Genomic DNA, 18,543 nt, shown 5'->3' on the forward strand with positions numbered 1-18,543 from the left:
CTAACCCTCTTCCAGTGATACAGCGAGACTTAACTCTCGATGCAACTCATTGAGGATATTGACGCAATGTTGCTGTGAAGGCTCTAACTCTCCTAGCATCGCGGAAATTTCAGCGGTTTGTCGCGCTGAAACCTCAGCAAAGGACTTGCCTATAATTGACCGGCAAAAAACATTCGCAGCGGCAACGGAGGTAGCACATCCCCACGCCCTGAATCGACTGTCTAGGATAGAGTCACCATCTAGGCTAACCTGCATTTGAATACGGTCACCACACACTGGATTGCCTATTTCAAACTGGTGATCAGCGGACTCTAGATCGCCAACAAACTCAGGGTGACTAAAGTTATCAATAATAATATCGTTATACATAACGCAATCTCTTTGGGTAATTGTTGGTAACTTAAGACACTATCGGGCAAGCATTGTCACGCTCAGCTTCAACGTCATCCAAACGCTTATCGAGGTTTACCGCACAACAGCCAAACTCTTTCGATTCAGGTAAACGCATCACATACTGCATTCGCTGTCCGCTGCGGCCAGATTCATCAGTTTTAGGCAATAAACGGATCAGATCTTCAGTCAAAATAAAGCCTGGAGTCGATCGCGATAACGGGTCCAATATAGCCAGCTGACCAATGTCACCGACCTTTACTTCCTTATCTAAATTTTTTGGGTCACGTACAGAGAAATGCACGAATGGCGATACATGCTTAACGCCATTCTCGTCATCGATAGCAATGACGTTCGATTCAACTAACGCGTAGATATCGCGGATTTGCTCCGCTCTTACGCCCAGATACTCGATACACTCTTGATTAAACTCAGCTCTAGACATCATCTCGCCATTGAAGCGTTTCCAACCTCCTAAAGTAATCACCAAGGTATTTTTATCTAATTTGAGTCGAGTATTTGTGGCTTTCAAATAGCGGATAAAGCGATTAATAAGAAACGGAGGCCCAATAATATGACGGTCAAACCTCCCGCCCCACCCTTGCAACTGTTCTAGGGCATCTTCTGGAGCAAAAGTTTCATTTTTAACCATAAACTTATGGGTATCGAGCAGCCCTGATAATAAATTAAGCGCCTTGATCATGCCCATTTCAGGGATCTCTTCAGTCGAAGGGCAAAGATATAAGCCGGCACCTTTTGATAATTTCAGGAACTCGCGATACATGGCGTAAATGCCTAATATCGCGTTATCTACCGTGTCACTGCAACGACGTGACACACTTGGAATGCCGGATGTCCCCGTGCTACGCATTTCCAACTCAATCGTGTTAAGGCTTTTTGAAAGTAACTTATGACTGTCGTTGGCTTTAAAAAGATGGATCGGTAATAACGGAATTTTGATTAAGTCATCAGTACAGAGGATTTGCGTTGGCGTGATACCACGAGCTTCGCAAGCATTGCGAAAGAAGGTGTTATTTTGATAATGAAATTCAAACGACTCAACCACTAATGAATGCTTAAATGACAAAAGATCAATTTCACTCATGGCGTACAATTGTCCAACAGAAGACAGGGCAACCTTGATAGGATCGAGCCCTGCTTGTTCTAACGTTCTATATAATTCCATTTAATTGCAATCGCCTTTATTAATAATCACTTATCACTTTAAAAACCAAGTAGCTCCATCAGAGATAAAGCCCGGCTGATATTTAATTGTTAGTGTTCAAGTCGTAGTTAGGAAGAAAAAAGTGCTGTAGCCAATCAAGGGAGAAATAGCTACAACACGAAACGGTCAGCGAGCACGCCGCTTTAAGACATAAGACTTAGGAGTTAGGACTTAGTGCCACACCCATTAATGTAAAATAATTGCTGTCGAGTATATTGCCTGTCGGCCTAGGAATACTTGAACAAACTGGCTAACTTTGTAGCAGCACTGGTCATTGTTTTAATACAAAGCAGTCGCTGTCAGTCGTTAAATGGGGAGCGTCAATAAGAGGCAAGTTAACGACGTTGATGAGCCATTATAGTGATGCGAAAAGTGCTTTAGCCTGCTGAATTGAAATACCGAACATAGCCCTGAATGTTCGACTTAGATGAGCGCTATCAGCAAAGCCTGTTAGATGTGCCGATTCGGTTGCGGTATGCCCAGACATCATCGCGGTGATAGCGCAGGATAAACGGCGCCATCTTAGATAAGGCCGCCAAGCAATCCCCATCTGGGTACTAAATAGATGCCTAAAACGACTCTCAGACATGAAGAGTTCACTGGCCACCTCACTGGCTCGCCAATTAGCTGGCTTTTGACAGGCACCTTGTAGACATAGGTCGAGCCTGGTTAATAGGGTTTGAATCCGCTTATCCAATGTCGGCGTGGATTGCGGGTCTTTGGCAACAGAGATATTTAATGCTTTCAGCAAGGGTGCTAGCACTTCGTTCGGACTATCTTGGGGTTTTTCAGCTAAGTAAGCGCCTAGCAGATGGTTAAATGGCACCACCTCCTTGTCGGCAATCATCTTAGTTAAATTGATACCAAGCTCACACTGCGGTTCCACCAGCAATATCCAGCCTTCATCTAGCTGCAGTTTATGCTCCACTTGGGAGTCGATAATCAAATTGCCACTCGCATGCCCCCCTGACCATTGGCATGAGGAATCCCCTTTCGCCCACACAAGCTGTATAGCATGATGGCGATGTAATGCTGTATCGAGTGCGGCACCATAGGTAATCAACACTCCATGTCGAATCCAAACTTGTGGCTTCAAAATACCCTCTGTAATAAATGAATTCCCTTCACCGAAATTCGCTTGCAATTGCTATGCAGTCAATCGAAAAGTCGCTGCCTCAATCAAACTACCTTAACAAGCGAGGTTTGCAAGTTAGAAAACCTCACGCTAGTTTACTTGATTCACTAATTTAGCGCTTCAAACACTTAAAGCTGATTTAATAGCTATGCTTTCTAGGTAAAAGCCAATGAAAACCGGCAAGCTAATAAAGATAAGTATTTGATTACACACCACTATTACTTAACAACACAGAATAACTAAACGATCGTTTAAATTGGGTGTTGTAATTTAATGTGATTCATCGCACACTGAGCAACAACTGGTCAAATGATGGCCGAAGCTGCTGTGAAGAAAAGAGTTATATTTACTCATTACACGACGAGTAGATAGTTAACTTACGCTATAAGGAAGCAAGCAATGATCTACCAAAGCCCTACAATTGAGGTTGAGTTACTTGAGGACAACATCGCTCATTTGTGTTTTAACGCACAAGGTTCGGTCAATAAGTTCGATAGAGAAACCATCGACTCTTTAAATGCTGCACTCGACAGCATTAAGCAAAATAACAATATCAAAGGTTTAATGCTGACGTCATCGAAATCAACATTTATTGTTGGTGCAGACATCACTGAATTCTTGGGACTTTTTGCTGAGGAAGATTCAGTACTATTGTCTTGGTTGCAAGAAGCTAATGTTGTTTTCAATAAATTGGAAGATCTGCCGTTTCCGACAATTTCAGCGATTAATGGCTTTGCGCTAGGGGCTGGATGTGAAACCATTCTGGCCACCGATCTCCGTATTGCAGACACCACAGCTCGCATCGGGCTACCTGAAACTAAGTTAGGTATCATCCCAGGTTTTGGCGGTACAGTGCGCTTACCTCGCGTAGTCGGTGCAGACAATGCGCTTGAGTGGATCACGTCAGGTAAAGATCAACGACCAGAAGCAGCATTAAAAATTGGCGCTATCGATGCGCTCGTGGCACCAGAGCAGTTGCAAAGTGCAGCACTAAGAATGTTGAAAGATGCTGTAGCAGAAAAGCTTGATTGGCAGACGCGCCGCGCTAAAAAACTGGCGCCACTAACGCTGCCAAAACTTGAAGCTATGATGTCATTCGCTACCGCTAAAGGTATGGTCTTTAAGGTTGCCGGTAAACACTACCCAGCGCCAATGGCGGTAGTCAGTGTTATCGAGCAGGCAGCCAAGTGCTCCCGCGCTGAAGCCCTTAAGATTGAGCATCAAGCCTTTGCTAAACTAGCAAAGACCGAAGTTGCTCAAGCATTGATTGGCATCTTCCTTAATGATCAGCTGGTAAAAGGCAAAGCTAAGAAAGCCGGCAAACTGGCTAAGAAAGTAAACTCTGCTGCGGTATTAGGTGCTGGGATAATGGGTGGCGGTATCGCCTACCAGAGCGCCAGCAAGGGTACACCGATTGTGATGAAAGATATTGCACAACCGGCGCTAGAGCTAGGGCTTAACGAAGCATCTAAACTGCTAACGGCGCAAGTTAAGCGCGGTCGTTCGACTCCAGCCAAAATGGCTACAGTACTGAACAACATCACTCCAACGCTGGACTACGGACCAGTGAAAGCCGTTGATATTATTGTTGAAGCTGTGGTTGAGCATCCAAAAGTGAAAGCTATGGTGCTTGCAGAAGTTGAACAGCATGTCACTGAAGATGCCATCATCACGTCAAACACTTCAACTATCTCAATCAACCTCCTCGCTAAGAGCCTGAAAAAGCCTGAACGCTTCTGTGGTATGCACTTCTTTAACCCGGTGCACAAGATGCCATTGGTTGAAGTTATTCGCGGTGAAAACAGCTCTGAAGAGACTATTGCTTCCGTTGTCGCTTACGCAAGTAAAATGGGTAAAACCCCTATCGTCGTCAACGACTGTCCTGGTTTCTTTGTTAACCGTGTATTGTTCCCATATTTTGCCGGTTTTAGTGGCCTACTCGCTGATGGTGCCGACTTTGCAGCTATCGATAAGGTGATGGAAAAACAGTTTGGCTGGCCTATGGGTCCGGCATACTTACTGGATGTTGTTGGTCTTGATACGGGTCACCATGCTCAAGCCGTTATGGCTGAAGGCTTCCCTGAGCGCATGGGTAAAACAGCTAAAGATGCTATTGACGTCATGTTTGAAGCTGAGCGATTTGGTCAGAAGAATAACAAAGGCTTTTACCAATATTCAATTGACCGCCGTGGTAAGCCAAAGAAAGATTTAGACCCAACCAGCTATGAGTTACTCCAAGCTGAGTTTGGTGAGAAGAAAGCATTCGAATCAGATGAGATCATCGCTCGTACCATGATCCCAATGATCATCGAGACGGTACGCTGTCTTGAAGAAGGTATTATCGCTTCGCCTGCTGAAGCGGATATGGGCTTAGTTTACGGCCTTGGTTTCCCACCCTTTAGAGGCGGTGTATTCCGTTACCTAGATACCATGGGTGTGGCAAACTTTGTCGCATTAGCTGACAAATATGCTCACTTAGGTGGTCTATACCAAGTCACCGACGCTATGCGTGAACTCGCCGCCAACAATGGCAGCTACTACCAGCAGGCTTAAGCAGCAAGGATTAGAACAATGAAAAATGCCGTAATCGTAGATTGCATTCGCACTCCAATGGGCCGTTCAAAGGCTGGAGTATTTAGAAATGTACGTGCAGAAACTCTTTCTGCAGAACTAATGAAGTCACTGCTTGAGCGTAACCCTAAGCTTGACCCAAACACCATTGAAGACGTGATCTGGGGTTGTGTACAACAGACTCTGGAGCAGGGCTTTAATATTGCCCGTAATGCCGCACTACTTGCGGGTATTCCTAAGCAAGTAGGTGCCGTTACCGTAAACCGTTTGTGTGGTTCATCGATGGATGCACTGCATCAAGCAGCACGCGCCATTATGACAGGCCAAGGCGATACCTTTATCGTCGGTGGTGTTGAGCATATGGGCCATGTACCGATGAACCATGGCGTGGACTTCCACCCAGGCCTTGCCAATAACGTTGCTAAAGCATCAGGCATGATGGGCCTTACCGCGGAAATGCTCGGTAAAATGCATGGCATCACTCGTGAGCAACAAGATGCATTTGCGGTACGTTCACACCAACGAGCACAAGCAGCTACTGTTGAAGGTCGCTTCGCCAATGAGATCGTTGCTATAGAGGGTCACGATGCTGACGGCGCACTGATTAAAGTTGAGCATGACGAAGTGATCCGCCCAGAAACATCAATGGAGTCGTTATCAGGATTACGCCCAGCGTTTGATCCCGTCAACGGAACAGTTACCGCAGGTACCTCTTCAGCACTTTCAGATGGCGCCTCTGCCATGTTGGTGATGGAAGAGGAGAAAGCAAAAGCACTAGGCTTGCCAATTAGAGCACGCATTCGTTCAATGGCCATTGCTGGCTGTGATGCTGCGATTATGGGCTACGGCCCAGTACCGGCCACTAAGAAGGCACTGGCACGTGCAGGCCTTACCGTTGATGATCTAGACGTTATTGAGCTCAACGAAGCCTTTGCTGCACAATCATTACCTTGCGTTAAAGATCTTGGCTTGATGGATGTGGTCGATGAGAAGGTTAACCTTAACGGCGGCGCAATTGCATTGGGTCATCCACTAGGTTGTTCGGGTACACGCATCTCAACGACGCTGATCAACTTGATGGAAGCCAAAGATGCCAAATATGGTCTTGCGACCATGTGTATTGGTCTAGGCCAAGGTATCGCAACCATTTTTGAGCGACCGTAAACTCTACTCGGTCATAAAAAAAGCCAGCTGATGCTGGCTTTTTTATTATCTGAATGCCAACTAAATCTTATTTTGATAAAGCTCTATTCGACTACTTACCTTTTTAAGATAATGCTTGGTCTCATCATAAGGTAGATTATGTAACAGGTGCTGATAAACCTCATCTGGTGTCATCTTGTTAATCACCTTGGCAGCTTTTCTAATATTTCGTGCGCCATCGGCATTGAAAGCTTTAGCCACGTTTCCCGCACCGGTGTTGTACGCCGCAATCATGCAATACAGTCGACTCTCGTCATTTTCAATAGACTTAAGATAGCGCTTATCCAAAATATTTAAATAAGCTGCGCCCGTTTCAACGTTAACACCAGGAACATACAAGTCGCCAGAACTCATAGGAGCACTTATTTTTCTGACGATTTGGTTTACATCATAACCTGCTGTTGTAGGCACAATCTGCATTAGACCATAAGCGGGTATCGGCGATGTAGCTTTTGGGTCAAAACTCGATTCAGAGTGAATAACCGCCATAATCAGTGCTGATGAAATATGCCACTTCTCAGCCTCTAATTGAGCAAAATCAACAACCGCACTCGCCCGTGAACTGAGGCCATTTTTAGGCAATTTAACCTTATACTCGACAATCTTTTTTTCAGTTAATTCTGCAGTCTTCTGCGCTCTGTGTTTATCATAATCACTCGCAACCGCGACGAGTCGCTCTTTGGTTACCACGAGTAACTTTTTCTTTTTCTGAATAGAGACTTGCTCGATCATCTCAATAGATAGGTTATCCGTTTTCGTTAGCTGCGCCTTATCGGACTCTTTATCTATCTCTCTTAATTGTGCTTTTGTTTGTTCAATAATAACCTGTTTAGCTTGTTTCTCGTTTTCAGCAGAAAAGGCCACCTGCGTAACTTTAACTGCCGCTATCGCTTCAGGCTCAATGGACCTAATAACTTTCGATACATTCGATGCTGGCGCAGTAGCAAGTACCTCTATCTGCTTTGTTAACTCAGCCTTTGCATCTTCATCAGAGGTATCACTATCAACGAGTATTGAAACCGATATCTCATTGTTATCATAATCAATGATTGATTTTACGGTTTGATCCGCTGAATACTCAACATTCCGATGGCGTTCAGAGACGTCACCTACGCCCCATTTTTCTATGATTTCGGCACGAAATTGATCAAACTCCTTTAAGTACTCGACGCGCCAATTTTCATATTCAGCCATGTATGCAAAAATAAAATCCTGATATTCCTTATCTATTTGCTCTTGAGTAAAGTTCGCTTTATCAATTTCAGCATCAATCTCTGCAAAACGGTCAGCCGCGAGAACTGACGGCACGCTTAATATTAAGCAGGTCATTAAACCTGTTAAACGAGTTTTCATTATTGAATCCTTTCGTCACCAGATGAAAAGTAAAAGACACAACCAAAAGCAAGAGGGAAGCTTAGCGCTTCCCTCTCTTATCTACTGGTTAAAGCTTTTGTAACGAAGACAACACCGCATCTAACTCTTCAGCTGCTTTCTTGTTATTAAACTTATTCCATAGTTCAGGCTCTTTCTTACCCGCTGCAGCCACAACCTTGGCAATATTATCGTCATAGGTCGCTTTGTCCATGCCAACTAGCGTATAAAGTCCGCCTCCAGGACTGCGCTGAGTAACGATCACTCGACTATTTGATAAGGTTCGACTGGTGACATTTTTAGTCACAGATTCAAAATACTCATTAACCTCTTCTGACACACTTGCTGTTGTCGACACTATGTTTGCTGTTGTCGCTTGCTTAAACAAGGTGTTTACGTTCGACTCGAACTGCTGCGCCAATCTTGCACGAGCATCGTTCGTCGCCACATCACGCATAATGCTCAAACCAGCAACACTTTTCTTAGCATAACCGACTGCACCCATCTCAATGCCTTCTGGCATCACATCACACACCCAACGCGGTGCAGCGACTGTTGGCGCATCAGGATAAGAGCAATCAATTTGCTGTACATTTTGCACTGTATCATTGCTTTGGCAGCCGCCTAACATTCCCAGAACAGCGGCAGTTATCAATATTTTTCTCATTCTATCTCCTTAAAATTTCAGCAAGTCACTTAAACTGGTGTCCGATATTTTTTCATCTGCATCGTGACAAAAACTTCCGAAAAATGAGCCCAATGAGTTACACACACTCTCGAACTTAACTTTAACGGTATCGCCACGCTTTACTTTGCCCGCCATATCTTTGTCGATAATAACCCAAGCATGGTTTGGTTTAATGCCGTGTTCGGCATTATTGATCACTACACCTTCACCATAGCCACTGGTTTCTATCTCCATTACACCTGCATAGTTAATGACTTTTTCATGAGTAATAAAGTCAACATCCCACTCAGGCTCTACGCCATGACGACTACCCATATCGATACGAACCATAGTGCCAGCATCGCATTGACGCATCTCAACGACACTTGCTCTAGGTGCTAGTAAGTTTTTCAATTCATCACTGCGGGTCACCGCACTCTTTGCCGCTTTAGCAATCATGCTGTTAATTTGATCTTGAGGGATAGGACAGCGAGAGTTTGTCGTATCATATGAGTAGGTGCTATCACCCACAAATTCTATTTGATCCAAAGTTAACATATCAGGCAGTGATACCGCTCGAGTACTAGCCTCGATTTTCGCCTCAAAATTACATGCTGCAGCGACCATTACACGTCTATCTTTTATCGGGTCATAGGACTCATGAGCACCTTTAAACTCGCGAGAAAAATTTGCGATGCCAATATCAGTAAAGATGGCAAAATCCGCGATAGGTACACCTTCAGAACTGTACCGCCCACTCGCTTCTGCAATTTGTAGCTCTGACTTAAGTTTCTTCGCTAGGCTTCGGTCAACAATTGTTGAGCCTGTCATATCGACCTGCTTGCTTAACGATTGGTGAAATGAAGCCGTGATTCTCTCTGCGGTGCTACTAGTATCGACTTTTAGGTCAGGCTCAAACACTATCACCTTAGTGCTCGCGGTTCCTTTAACAACATGACCACTGACAGGTAACTCAACTCGAGTCGAAGCGGAGCAAACATTGGGGCCAGTAGACTTACAACCAGTAATCGTGGTTAACACGGCCAGTGCAACAAAAGCTTTTTTTAACATATCTATATCCATATTAAATTAAATTAAAAAAATAAACTAAAGCCCTAAGGCTTTCCAAAAATCCTGCTCTTTTAATTCGGCAGAAAAACGGCGTGAAGCACCCTCATCGGCGCGCTCAAAACTGGTCACGGAATTTGCATTGGCGATGATCTCATTACTAGCCACCACTAGATTATGACTATTCTTTAGTACGAGGTTCACTTGCACAGTAGAGATATACATATCGGAGATATAGTTCTTACGCCAATCGCTATCGAGAATGAGTTTGTGGCTGAAACTGCCTTTGTCACTGTCAACAACCTGGATTTCGTACTCTGTGAAATACGCTGTTATAGACTTTTTCATCCATCGATCTTGCGGCTCAGCTGCAATAACAACTTTAATGCCTGAGTGTACTTCAGCCACTTTTGCCTTCAATTTAGGAATGAGATTGGTTGGCGTGTTAGTTGTTGATGACAAGGCAGATAGCATTGATAATCTGCTGTTCATGTTGCTTTCAAGCTCACTCACATCGACATTTCTTAACCACCAAACGAGTGGGTCTGTTTGCGCTAATGTGTCCAATTCAAATTGAGCCTGACTATTGTAGTTTTTAATATCTGCAATCAGCTGAGTCTTAACATTATCCTTGGCGACCTTTGCTTCAACATAAAACGTATCGCCCGCTTGCTGCGCTTTTGAAAAAATCACGCCATTTAGGATCACGGCTGATGTTTTGGTATTTACGCTAAAGTCGTTCAGCTGCTGATAATGCTCCTGACCATTAATGTCATTAGCAATATTGCGGCTCAACCCGCTAGACTTAACTTCAGTCCACAATTGTTGATTTAGCGCGCTCATTGCTTTTTGCTTAGCTTGATTAAGTGAAGTGCCCTGACCAACAGCAACCAACTCAGCAGCATTTGTCACCACAGGGTTTAAGTACCAATCAGGCGTCTTACTTGTCGACTGACAAGCCACAACGAGAGTTAGCCCCAAGAAAATAGTGCTAAGTTTTAGATTCATGTTTCGTCCTTGATATTAATCTATTTTCAAAAGTGTTTTATATTCAAAGTGCGTTAGCAACCCTTCGACCATCACCTTAGGCGCAAGCTCAGTAACGGCAAAATAATTAGGATGTAAATTTCTGCTGACAGCTAAAGCATTACTGACATCTTCAATGCCGCGGTCCAAATCAGCGTTCAATTTTTTTACCGCTGAGCTGTCGCTATGACTAAAGTTGCCGTAATTTACAGAACCCAGTATTAAGTTGTAGAACATCACTTTCTTACCTAAATCATGGGATTCAGCGTAATACTCAATGTTATTTGCGTCAGAAAAATAAGTTTCTGTTTCAGCAAAATAACTGTCTAACGGAGTCGATAATAATGTCTGTGTTGTATAAGGTACCGAAACTTGAAAGTCAGGCTCTAGGCCAACAATGGCATAGCCAGATAAGCGTTGATCTTTGATCGCTAACGTCAGTTGATACTTTTTATTTCCATAGTAGAAAAAAACAATATCGGTATCTGACTGAGATTTTTTGGAAACGTGGGGATTACCGAAAACGCTAGTGACATAGGCTTGAGTTTGACCAACATGTAGAGTCGATATTTGCTTATATTCAATATCGTTAGTCCAGTTGGCAACAAACGCCTCATAAACAGAACTGAGTGCATCTTTAGTGTCATTCCACTGCCCCAGCGATAACATTATCGCAACAACTGTCAGGGCAACACTTTGTAACTTACTCCAGAAACTAACCTTAATTGGTTGTTCACAACTATCCATGTTGATTTAATCTTCCTTCAAATAATATCCATGGTCAAAAACACTAACCAATCGCAATAAACACACAATACCACAACAACTTAAAAAAAACCGAGCAACATTCCCAACTTATAAAAAACAGATATAAGCTCCATAAATAGACTTTTTATTTTATTGGTATCGGGTATATTGACTTAAAGACGACATATTTAACCATATTTCCCCGACGCTTTATTCAACACTACATAAGCAAATGTTAAATTAATGTTCTAATTAATGCTTAAAGGAGATATGCACTAATGCAGCTATTTTTACTGGCAGAAAAACCACAAGCGTTACCTCAAATTGCGACATGGTATAGCGATGAATGGGGCTATATCGGCGAAGGCCGCAGCACCGTAGAACTTGAATTGAAACTCGGAGATTATCTCAATCATAGTAAACTGCCACTGATTATCTTGGCACAAGATGAGGGCAAACTGATGGGGGCGGCACAACTGCGCTTCCATGAAATGGACATATATCTCAATAGAGAACATTGGTTAGGTGGTGTTTATGTTGCTCCAGCTTATAGAGGGATGGGTGTCGGCAAGGCACTCGTTGAAGCTGTGATAGAAAAAGCCAAGTTGCTAGGGGTAAACTGCATCAACTTACAAACCGAAGACAAATCTGGTGGGCTGTATAGCGCGCTTGGTTGGCAAGCAGTGGAACAGGTTAATTACCACGGTGTAGACGTATTAGTCATGGAAAAGCAGCTCTAAACCAAAGGGCTGCAAGAGTAGGAGTTAAACCTGTTATCAGTAGCAAAAAATAAAGCCACTTTCTCGGTAAAGAAAATGGCCTTAATGATAGAGTAAACACATTATTCAGCTAACGCTAATATTACTTTACCGCTAACTTCTTAACAGCGGCTCACTCTTCATTGCTGTCGATCAGATTACTAATCGCTCTTGATACTAGGTCTTTTTTCATCTTAGTGCGGGTCACAGGTTGTTCAAACCAGAAGTTCATCGGCTGATCAAAGCCAATACCGTGCATGTAATTGTAGATAGCCTTACGCAGACCTTCACCAAGCATTTCATGATCCGTGCCGGTTGGATCGGTAAAATCCACATCGTTTTCAGCGAATAAGATCTCAGGCCGCTCAGCAAGCGTAATGCCAAATTTCTCAGGGTTAATGCCAATCGGGCTGTGAATCGTGGCCACAAAACGGTGCCAATAGGCGGATTGGAAGCAACCTTGATCCATCATCTGACGCACCATTTCCAGCGAATCGATAGTTTCTTGTTCAGTTTGTGTTGGAAAGCCATACATCAAATAGGCGTGAACCAATATACCTGCATCACTGAAGGCTTTGGTTACCTGGGCGACCCGCTCAACGCTCACACCTTTTTTCATCAGTTTCAACAGACGATCTGACGCCACCTCAAGCCCACCGCTAACAGCGATACAACCGGAATCAGCTAGCAACTGACAACGCGCTTGGCTAAACGTCCTCTCGAAACGGATATTACCCCACCAGCTGATCACCACATTACGTTCAATAAGCCTTTTTGCAAACGTATACAAAAGCTTGGGAGGTAGTGCTTCATCAACGAAATGAAAACCTGTCTCGCCAGTTTCTTCAATGAGCGCCTCGATTCTGTCCACCAGAACATCGGCTCCAGCGGCATCAAAACGGTCGATATAGTCCAGACTGACATCGCAAAAGCTACATTTACGCCAGTAACAGCCATGAGCTATGGTCAGCTTATTCCAGCGTCCATCGCTCCAAATGCGATGCATTGGGTTTAGCATTTCACATAAAGACAGATATTCACCCAATGGCAGGCCATCGTATATCGGCGCGCCTACTTCGGTTTGTGGGATATCCTGCAGCAGTGCATTTTCATTGAAGTGTACGTGTGGCAGGCCATTTTCATCTTCTGCGAGGAAATAGGTTCGCACCAGCTCATCTACCTCACGCTTGCCTTCAAAGTATTCCAGCAATGTGATAAAAGGCCGTTCGCCATCGTCCAGACAGATAAAATCGATAAACTCGAACACTCGGGGGTCTTTCAGCGCGCGCAGTTCGGTATTGATAAAACCACCCCCTATGACGATGGGGATCTCAGGATTGATGGCTTTACAGGTTTGTGCAATACGTAAGGCGCCAAGCATATTACCAGGAAAAGGCACGGTTAACGCGACGACGCTAGGCTGGGTTTCTTCCAGATACTGCTCGACTAATTGTTCTAAGATTTCCGAGCTGAAACTCGGTTCGTCCATCAAGGTATCGTAGAGATTATCAAAGCTTGGGTTAGCCGCCGCTAATTGCTCGCCATATCGACTCACCTCGAAGTAGGGATCAACCCCCTGAGTAATGACGTTCGACAGATCATTTATAAACAACGTTGCTAAATACTTTGCTTTATCTTGTACCCCTAGATTACCAAAGGCCGCTTGCAACACATCGCCGGATACGGCTTCCATCTGAGCAATAGCATCAAACGCCGGGCCTTCTGGTAAAAAGCGACGAGAGTTAATACGCAGTGCAAGGCTTGGATCTTTACCCTGCAAAAAGCGAATAGCGGATTCAACTGTCAGGTGGTAACGGTCAAACTCAGCCAGAAAGTTTCTGATAACATCAGGCAGCTCGTCGTCTTCAAAGTGCTCAAAGTTTTCTTCCACATGCTGACGAATAATCTCCAGCGCTGGCGCTGTCATCATCTCTAAGAAAAGCTCAATCGCAGGATCTCGCTGAACCGCCTCATAGCCTTGTGAGCGTAAAAAACCCGTTAAATACGCCGTTGCCGGATAAGGCGTATTCAGCTGGGTCATAGGTGGAGTCATTAGAAGAACGGTCATAGCCTGCCTTTAAATAGTAACACTGGAATACTCTGTACATAACAATAAGTACGAACTGAGTGTGGCGCCAACCCCCTATGTCAGGGTTACGGCCAAAAAATATGAGTGGATTCTAACAAATGAAGCATACCTGTTCTACTTCAAAGTGCAGGTATCAGAACAAACTGAGCGTTTCTAAATTGGCGAAACATTTAATGCGATTGGGATTATGACGTTAACGATGTTCCACGTGGAACCTAGTGCTGTTAACAAACTAAGCCAAGCTCACAAAATCTAGTGACAAGCTTGGATATACATCAGTGCTGGAGTAATATTAGCCTCTTCTGTTTAATCGTTCTGCTGAGGTAATATGAGCGACCAATTTAGTACTGCACAACACCAACTCGATGCTTTAGGACTAAGATGTCCGGAACCGGTGATGATGGTACGTAAGTCAGTAAGACGCATGAACGACGGTGAAACCTTACTCATTACTGCTGATGATCCTGCTACAACTCGTGACATCCCCAGTTTTTGCGAATTCATGGATCACACTCTTATAGCCAGTCAAACAGAAGCGACCCCTTATCAATATTTAATAAAGAAAGGGCTGTAACCACAGATATTTCGGATACCCGCTTTAGCTTAAGCAAGGCGGCTTTACCCTCTTCAACCGCTCAATAAAGTCATCCAATTTAAATCCACTTAGCCGATAAAACTCTACTCACCTTAATTTCAATATACGCCATCAGCGCTTTAACTAATTGAAACAGTATTTCTGTTTTACTGTTAACGAATTTATGCGATAACAGTTACCACAGTTGACTCAATTAATTCCCAATATTGTCACTCCTGAACAATTACAAAAATAACGATAGGACTAGCATGTTAAAGAATAAGCTCACCCCGCTATACGCAGCCATCGCACTTAGTTTTAGTATTCCCAGTTTAGCGGAAGAAGATAAGCAAGCGTGGCAAGTCAATGCACCAGAAAACGCGCCGCTAGAGCAGATTAAAATAGAGGTTAATGAAGGCACGTGGATGAACGTCAGCGTCAGCCCTGACGGTAAGCATGTACTGTTCGATCTACTTGGAGACATCTATCAAATTCCTATGGACGGTGGCGAAGCTAAGCCCTTGGCGAGCGGTATTGCTTGGCAGATGCAGCCCGTCTACAGCCCTGACGGCAAGTATATTGCGTTTACATCAGATGAAGATGGCGGCGATAACATCTGGATCATGGAAGCCGATGGTAGCAACCCTCGCCCAGTCACCACAGAAACATTCCGCCTGTTAAACAGCCCTGCGTGGAGCCCTGACGGACAATATCTCGTTGCCCGTAAACATTATACTGGTAGCCGTAGTTTAGGCGCTGGTGAAGTGTGGATGTACCACGTTGCCGGTGGTGAAGGTGTTAAGTTAACTAAGAGACCGAATGAGCAAAAAGACCTGGGCGAACCCGCATATTCACCCGATGGGCGTTACATCTACTTTAGCCAAGACGCGACGCCAGGAAAAACCTTCCACTACTCAAAAGATTCAGTGAAAGGCATTTATAAAATCAAACGTTACGATACTGAAACTGGCGACATTGAAGTGCTTATTCAAGGTACTGGTGGCGCAATTCGTCCAACACCAAGCCCTGATGGTGAAAAACTTGCTTATATTAAGCGTGATGGTTTTCAATCATCACTCTATTTACTCGATCTAAAATCCGGTAAAACCGAGAAACTTTACGGCGACCTAGATCGTGACATGCAAGAAACCTGGGCCATTCACGGTGTATATCCAACCATGAGCTGGACTGCAGATAACCAAGAGATCGTATTCTGGGCCAAGGGTAAAATTAACAAACTTGAAGTTGAATCTAAGACCGTCGAGCAGATCCCCTTCACGGTTAAGTCGGAACGCGCAGTGCAACCCGCTGTTCGCTTCCAACAAGATCTGGATAAAGATGTCTTCGATGTGAAGATGCTACGAATGGCGCAAGTCTCGCCAGACGGTAAAAAAGTCGCTTTCGAAGCCCTCGGTAAGATTTGGGTCAAGAGCCTGCCTGATGGGAAAATGGGGCGTTTAACCAAGCTCGACAGTGATCTTCGTGAACTGTTCCCACAATGGTCTCGAGATGGAAAACGTATTGTATTCACCACCTGGGATGATCAACAGCAAGGCACAGTCAGCTTAGCAAGGGTACGTAATAAACGCGTAAAAGTACTGACTAAAGAGCCTGGTAAATACGTGGAACCCACCTTCTCTCCAGACGGCGAAACCATTGTTTACCGTAAAGCCAAAGGCGGATATATCACGCCACGAACATGGTCACAGGAAACAGGTCTGTACCAAGTCGATGTTGATGGCGATAACAATACTAAGATAACCGCTTCCGGCTATCAGCCACAATTTGGCGCAGACAATAAACGCGTCTACTTTATGGAAAGTGATGAAACGCCACAACTAGCCTCTATTGGCTTGAACGGTTTCGAGAAGAGAGTCCACTACACCAGTAAACACGCCACAGAGTTTAGAGTTTCACCTGACGGTAAACAGCTCGCTTTTGCAGAACGCTTTAAGGTTTTTGTGACCCCTTTTGCTAAGCATGGCGAAACCGTGGAGATAGGCCCTAAGGCCAGCAACTTACCAGTAGCCCAACTTAGCGTTCGCGCTGGTGAAAGCATCAGTTGGAATAACAGCAACGACCAGCTTTACTGGACGCTTGGCCCAGAGCTATATCAGGTTAAAGTCGATACTCAATACAGCGAACAAGCTGAAGATACCAAAGTAGAACCGACAATTACCGATCTGGGTTTCACCAACAAAGCTGATGTTCCACGTGGAACAATTGCCTTTGTTGGTGGCAGGATTATCACCATGGAAAATGATCAGGTCATCGAAAACGGCACTGTTATCGTAAAAGATAATCACATTATTAGTGTTGGTTCAGCCGCTGTCATCGATATTCCTAGTGACGCCAAAGTCATCGACATTAAAGGCAAGACGCTAATGCCGGGTCTGTTTGATGCCCATGCTCATGGCGCTCAAGGTGAAAGCGAAATTATTCCGCAACAAAACTGGGAGCTCTACTCTAACCTGTCCCTTGGTGTCACGGCGATTCATGATCCATCAAATGACACTAGCGAAATTTTTGCTGCATCAGAGCAACAAAAAGCAGGTAACATCGCCGGTCCGCGTATCTTCTCAACCGGAACCATCTTGTATGGTGCCAATGCACCTGGCTATACATCGCATATCGATTCGTTAGATGACGCTAAATTCCATCTAGAGCGCCTAAAGAAAGTCGGTGCTTTTAGCGTGAAGAGTTACAACCAGCCAAGACGAAATCAACGTCAACAAGTTATCGCAGCTGCTCGTGAACTTGAAATGATGGTGGTACCTGAGGGCGGAAGCTTGCTGCAACATAACCTTACTATGATTGCCGACGGTCACACAGGTATTGAACATTCGCTACCTGCGGCAAATATCTATAGCGATATAAAACAGTTCTGGAGTCAAACCGAGGTAGGTTATACACCAACATTGGTGGTTGCTTATGGTGGCATATCTGGAGAAAACTACTGGTACGATAAAACAGATGTTTGGGCTCACCCTCGCCTTTCAATGTATGTGCCATCCGATATTTTGGATGCGCGTTCAATGCGTCGCCCTACTGCGCCCGATGAACATTACAACCATTTCAATGTTGCCCGTGTTGCCAATGAACTGAATGACATTGGAGTTAAGCCAAACATTGGTGCTCACGGTCAGCGAGAAGGTTTAGCTGCTCATTGGGAGATGTGGATGTTTGCTCAAGGCGGAATGAGTAATCTTGAAGTGCTAAAAACAGCAACCATTAATCCAGCCAAGCACTTTGCCATGGATCATCAAATTGGTTCAATCAAGCAAGGTAAATTAGCTGACTTGATTGTTATCGACGGCAACCCTCTTGAAGATATTCGAGTAACCGATCGGGTCACTTACACCATGGTGAACGGTAAACTATACAATGCCGAAACCATGGACCAGTTAAATGGCGGTGCTAAAAACAGCGGAAAACAGAGAAAGCCGTTCTTTTTTGAAAAATGAAATCATTTCTAATTTTAAAATCTAGCTAACTTAGCTATGACTTTTTAATTTGAGGAAAATTATTTTTTGAGCCAAAAACTCAATAAAATCTAAATTTTCAGTGTAAATACAAAAAGGATGTTCCACGTGGAACATCCTTTTTTTGTTCTAGGTTCTAGGTTCTAGGTTCTAGGTTCTAGGTTCTAGGTTCTAGGTTCTAGGTTCTAGCAAAGCATAAAATCAACATCAAAAGCCAAAGGGTGTTTTCTGTTGATT

14 protein-coding genes are annotated in these 18,543 nt (G+C 44.2%); 5 read left to right on the plus strand and 9 right to left on the minus strand.

Annotated features, from left to right (window positions below; genetic code table 11):
- The 3 genes from L2755_RS15555 to L2755_RS15565 all read right to left on the minus strand — a co-directional run bounded on the left by L2755_RS15555 (position 1) and on the right by L2755_RS15565 (position 2,681).
- Positions 1 to 369, minus strand: coding sequence for an iron-sulfur cluster assembly scaffold protein (locus L2755_RS15555; protein WP_248981596.1), 369 nt, complete (start codon positions 367 to 369; stop codon positions 1 to 3).
- Positions 370 to 400: 31 nt separating this feature from the next.
- Positions 401 to 1,576 carry a LuxE/PaaK family acyltransferase gene (locus tag L2755_RS15560; RefSeq protein ID WP_248981597.1) on the minus strand — a complete coding sequence of 392 codons (1,176 nt, stop codon included), beginning with the start codon at positions 1,574 to 1,576 and terminating at the stop codon, positions 401 to 403.
- 394 nt (positions 1,577 to 1,970) lie between these two features.
- On the minus strand, positions 1,971 to 2,681 hold the full coding sequence (locus tag L2755_RS15565) for a helix-turn-helix transcriptional regulator (RefSeq protein WP_248981598.1): 711 nt from the start codon (positions 2,679 to 2,681) through the stop codon (positions 1,971 to 1,973).
- A gap of 468 nt (positions 2,682 to 3,149) precedes the next feature.
- Between L2755_RS15565 and fadB the strand changes: the two genes are divergently transcribed.
- On the plus strand, positions 3,150 to 5,303 hold the full coding sequence (fadB, locus tag L2755_RS15570; RefSeq protein WP_248981599.1) for a fatty acid oxidation complex subunit alpha FadB: 2,154 nt from the start codon (positions 3,150 to 3,152) through the stop codon (positions 5,301 to 5,303).
- 18 nt (positions 5,304 to 5,321) lie between these two features.
- Positions 5,322 to 6,485 (plus strand): acetyl-CoA C-acyltransferase FadA, encoded by a 1,164-nt coding sequence (gene fadA, locus L2755_RS15575; RefSeq protein ID WP_248981600.1) that lies wholly within the window; start codon positions 5,322 to 5,324, stop codon positions 6,483 to 6,485.
- 60 nt (positions 6,486 to 6,545) lie between these two features.
- Here the strand turns inward: fadA and L2755_RS15580 are convergent, their stop codons facing one another.
- The 5 genes from L2755_RS15580 to L2755_RS15600 all read right to left on the minus strand — a co-directional run bounded on the left by L2755_RS15580 (position 6,546) and on the right by L2755_RS15600 (position 11,403).
- Positions 6,546 to 7,877 (minus strand): transglycosylase SLT domain-containing protein, encoded by a 1,332-nt coding sequence (locus L2755_RS15580; protein WP_248981601.1) that lies wholly within the window; start codon positions 7,875 to 7,877, stop codon positions 6,546 to 6,548.
- An 88-nt stretch (positions 7,878 to 7,965) separates the two neighbouring features.
- Positions 7,966 to 8,562, minus strand: a complete 597-nt coding sequence (locus tag L2755_RS15585; protein ID WP_248981602.1) for an LPP20 family lipoprotein — start codon at positions 8,560 to 8,562, stop codon at positions 7,966 to 7,968.
- A gap of 9 nt (positions 8,563 to 8,571) precedes the next feature.
- A complete protein-coding gene (locus L2755_RS15590) occupies positions 8,572 to 9,633 on the minus strand; it encodes a hypothetical protein (RefSeq protein ID WP_248981603.1) in 1,062 nt (353 codons plus the stop codon).
- Between the two features lie 36 nt (positions 9,634 to 9,669).
- A complete protein-coding gene (locus L2755_RS15595) occupies positions 9,670 to 10,638 on the minus strand; it encodes an LPP20 family lipoprotein (protein WP_248981604.1) in 969 nt (322 codons plus the stop codon).
- A 15-nt stretch (positions 10,639 to 10,653) separates the two neighbouring features.
- Complete coding sequence (locus tag L2755_RS15600; protein WP_248981605.1) at positions 10,654 to 11,403, minus strand: ETEC_3214 domain-containing protein; 750 nt, start codon at positions 11,401 to 11,403, stop codon at positions 10,654 to 10,656.
- A gap of 278 nt (positions 11,404 to 11,681) precedes the next feature.
- Between L2755_RS15600 and L2755_RS15605 the strand changes: the two genes are divergently transcribed.
- Entirely contained in the window at positions 11,682 to 12,143 is a 462-nt protein-coding gene (locus L2755_RS15605) for a GNAT family N-acetyltransferase (RefSeq protein ID WP_248981606.1), read from the plus strand.
- 151 nt (positions 12,144 to 12,294) lie between these two features.
- On the opposite strand, the gene L2755_RS15610 is transcribed toward L2755_RS15605, so the two are convergent.
- Positions 12,295 to 14,229, minus strand: a complete 1,935-nt coding sequence (locus L2755_RS15610) for a B12-binding domain-containing radical SAM protein (protein WP_248981607.1) — start codon at positions 14,227 to 14,229, stop codon at positions 12,295 to 12,297.
- Between the two features lie 349 nt (positions 14,230 to 14,578).
- Between L2755_RS15610 and tusA the strand changes: the two genes are divergently transcribed.
- On the plus strand, positions 14,579 to 14,824 hold the full coding sequence (gene tusA, locus L2755_RS15615; RefSeq protein ID WP_248981608.1) for a sulfurtransferase TusA: 246 nt from the start codon (positions 14,579 to 14,581) through the stop codon (positions 14,822 to 14,824).
- Between the two features lie 269 nt (positions 14,825 to 15,093).
- Complete coding sequence (locus tag L2755_RS15620; protein WP_248981609.1) at positions 15,094 to 18,288, plus strand: amidohydrolase family protein; 3,195 nt, start codon at positions 15,094 to 15,096, stop codon at positions 18,286 to 18,288.
- Positions 18,289 to 18,543 lie beyond the last annotated feature (255 nt).

It is taken from the genome of Shewanella abyssi, assembly GCF_023284025.1.
GTDB lineage: Bacteria > Pseudomonadota > Gammaproteobacteria > Enterobacterales > Shewanellaceae > Shewanella > Shewanella abyssi.

Excerpts from the sequence above, each read along its gene's own strand:
- L2755_RS15555 (WP_248981596.1), bottom strand. The coding sequence starts at position 369 with ATGTATAACGATATTATTATTGATAACTTTAGTCACCCTGAGTTTGTT.
- L2755_RS15560 (WP_248981597.1), bottom strand. The coding sequence starts at position 1,576 with ATGGAATTATATAGAACGTTAGAACAAGCAGGGCTCGATCCTATCAAG.
- fadB (WP_248981599.1), top strand. The coding sequence starts at position 3,150 with ATGATCTACCAAAGCCCTACAATTGAGGTTGAGTTACTTGAGGACAAC.
- fadA (WP_248981600.1), top strand. The coding sequence starts at position 5,322 with ATGAAAAATGCCGTAATCGTAGATTGCATTCGCACTCCAATGGGCCGT.
- L2755_RS15580 (WP_248981601.1), bottom strand. The coding sequence starts at position 7,877 with ATGAAAACTCGTTTAACAGGTTTAATGACCTGCTTAATATTAAGCGTG.
- L2755_RS15585 (WP_248981602.1), bottom strand. The coding sequence starts at position 8,562 with ATGAGAAAAATATTGATAACTGCCGCTGTTCTGGGAATGTTAGGCGGC.
- L2755_RS15590 (WP_248981603.1), bottom strand. The coding sequence starts at position 9,633 with ATGTTAAAAAAAGCTTTTGTTGCACTGGCCGTGTTAACCACGATTACT.
- L2755_RS15595 (WP_248981604.1), bottom strand. The coding sequence starts at position 10,638 with ATGAATCTAAAACTTAGCACTATTTTCTTGGGGCTAACTCTCGTTGTG.
- L2755_RS15600 (WP_248981605.1), bottom strand. The coding sequence starts at position 11,403 with ATGGATAGTTGTGAACAACCAATTAAGGTTAGTTTCTGGAGTAAGTTA.
- L2755_RS15605 (WP_248981606.1), top strand. The coding sequence starts at position 11,682 with ATGCAGCTATTTTTACTGGCAGAAAAACCACAAGCGTTACCTCAAATT.
- L2755_RS15610 (WP_248981607.1), bottom strand. The coding sequence starts at position 14,229 with ATGACCGTTCTTCTAATGACTCCACCTATGACCCAGCTGAATACGCCT.
- tusA (WP_248981608.1), top strand. The coding sequence starts at position 14,579 with ATGAGCGACCAATTTAGTACTGCACAACACCAACTCGATGCTTTAGGA.
- L2755_RS15620 (WP_248981609.1), top strand. The coding sequence starts at position 15,094 with ATGTTAAAGAATAAGCTCACCCCGCTATACGCAGCCATCGCACTTAGT.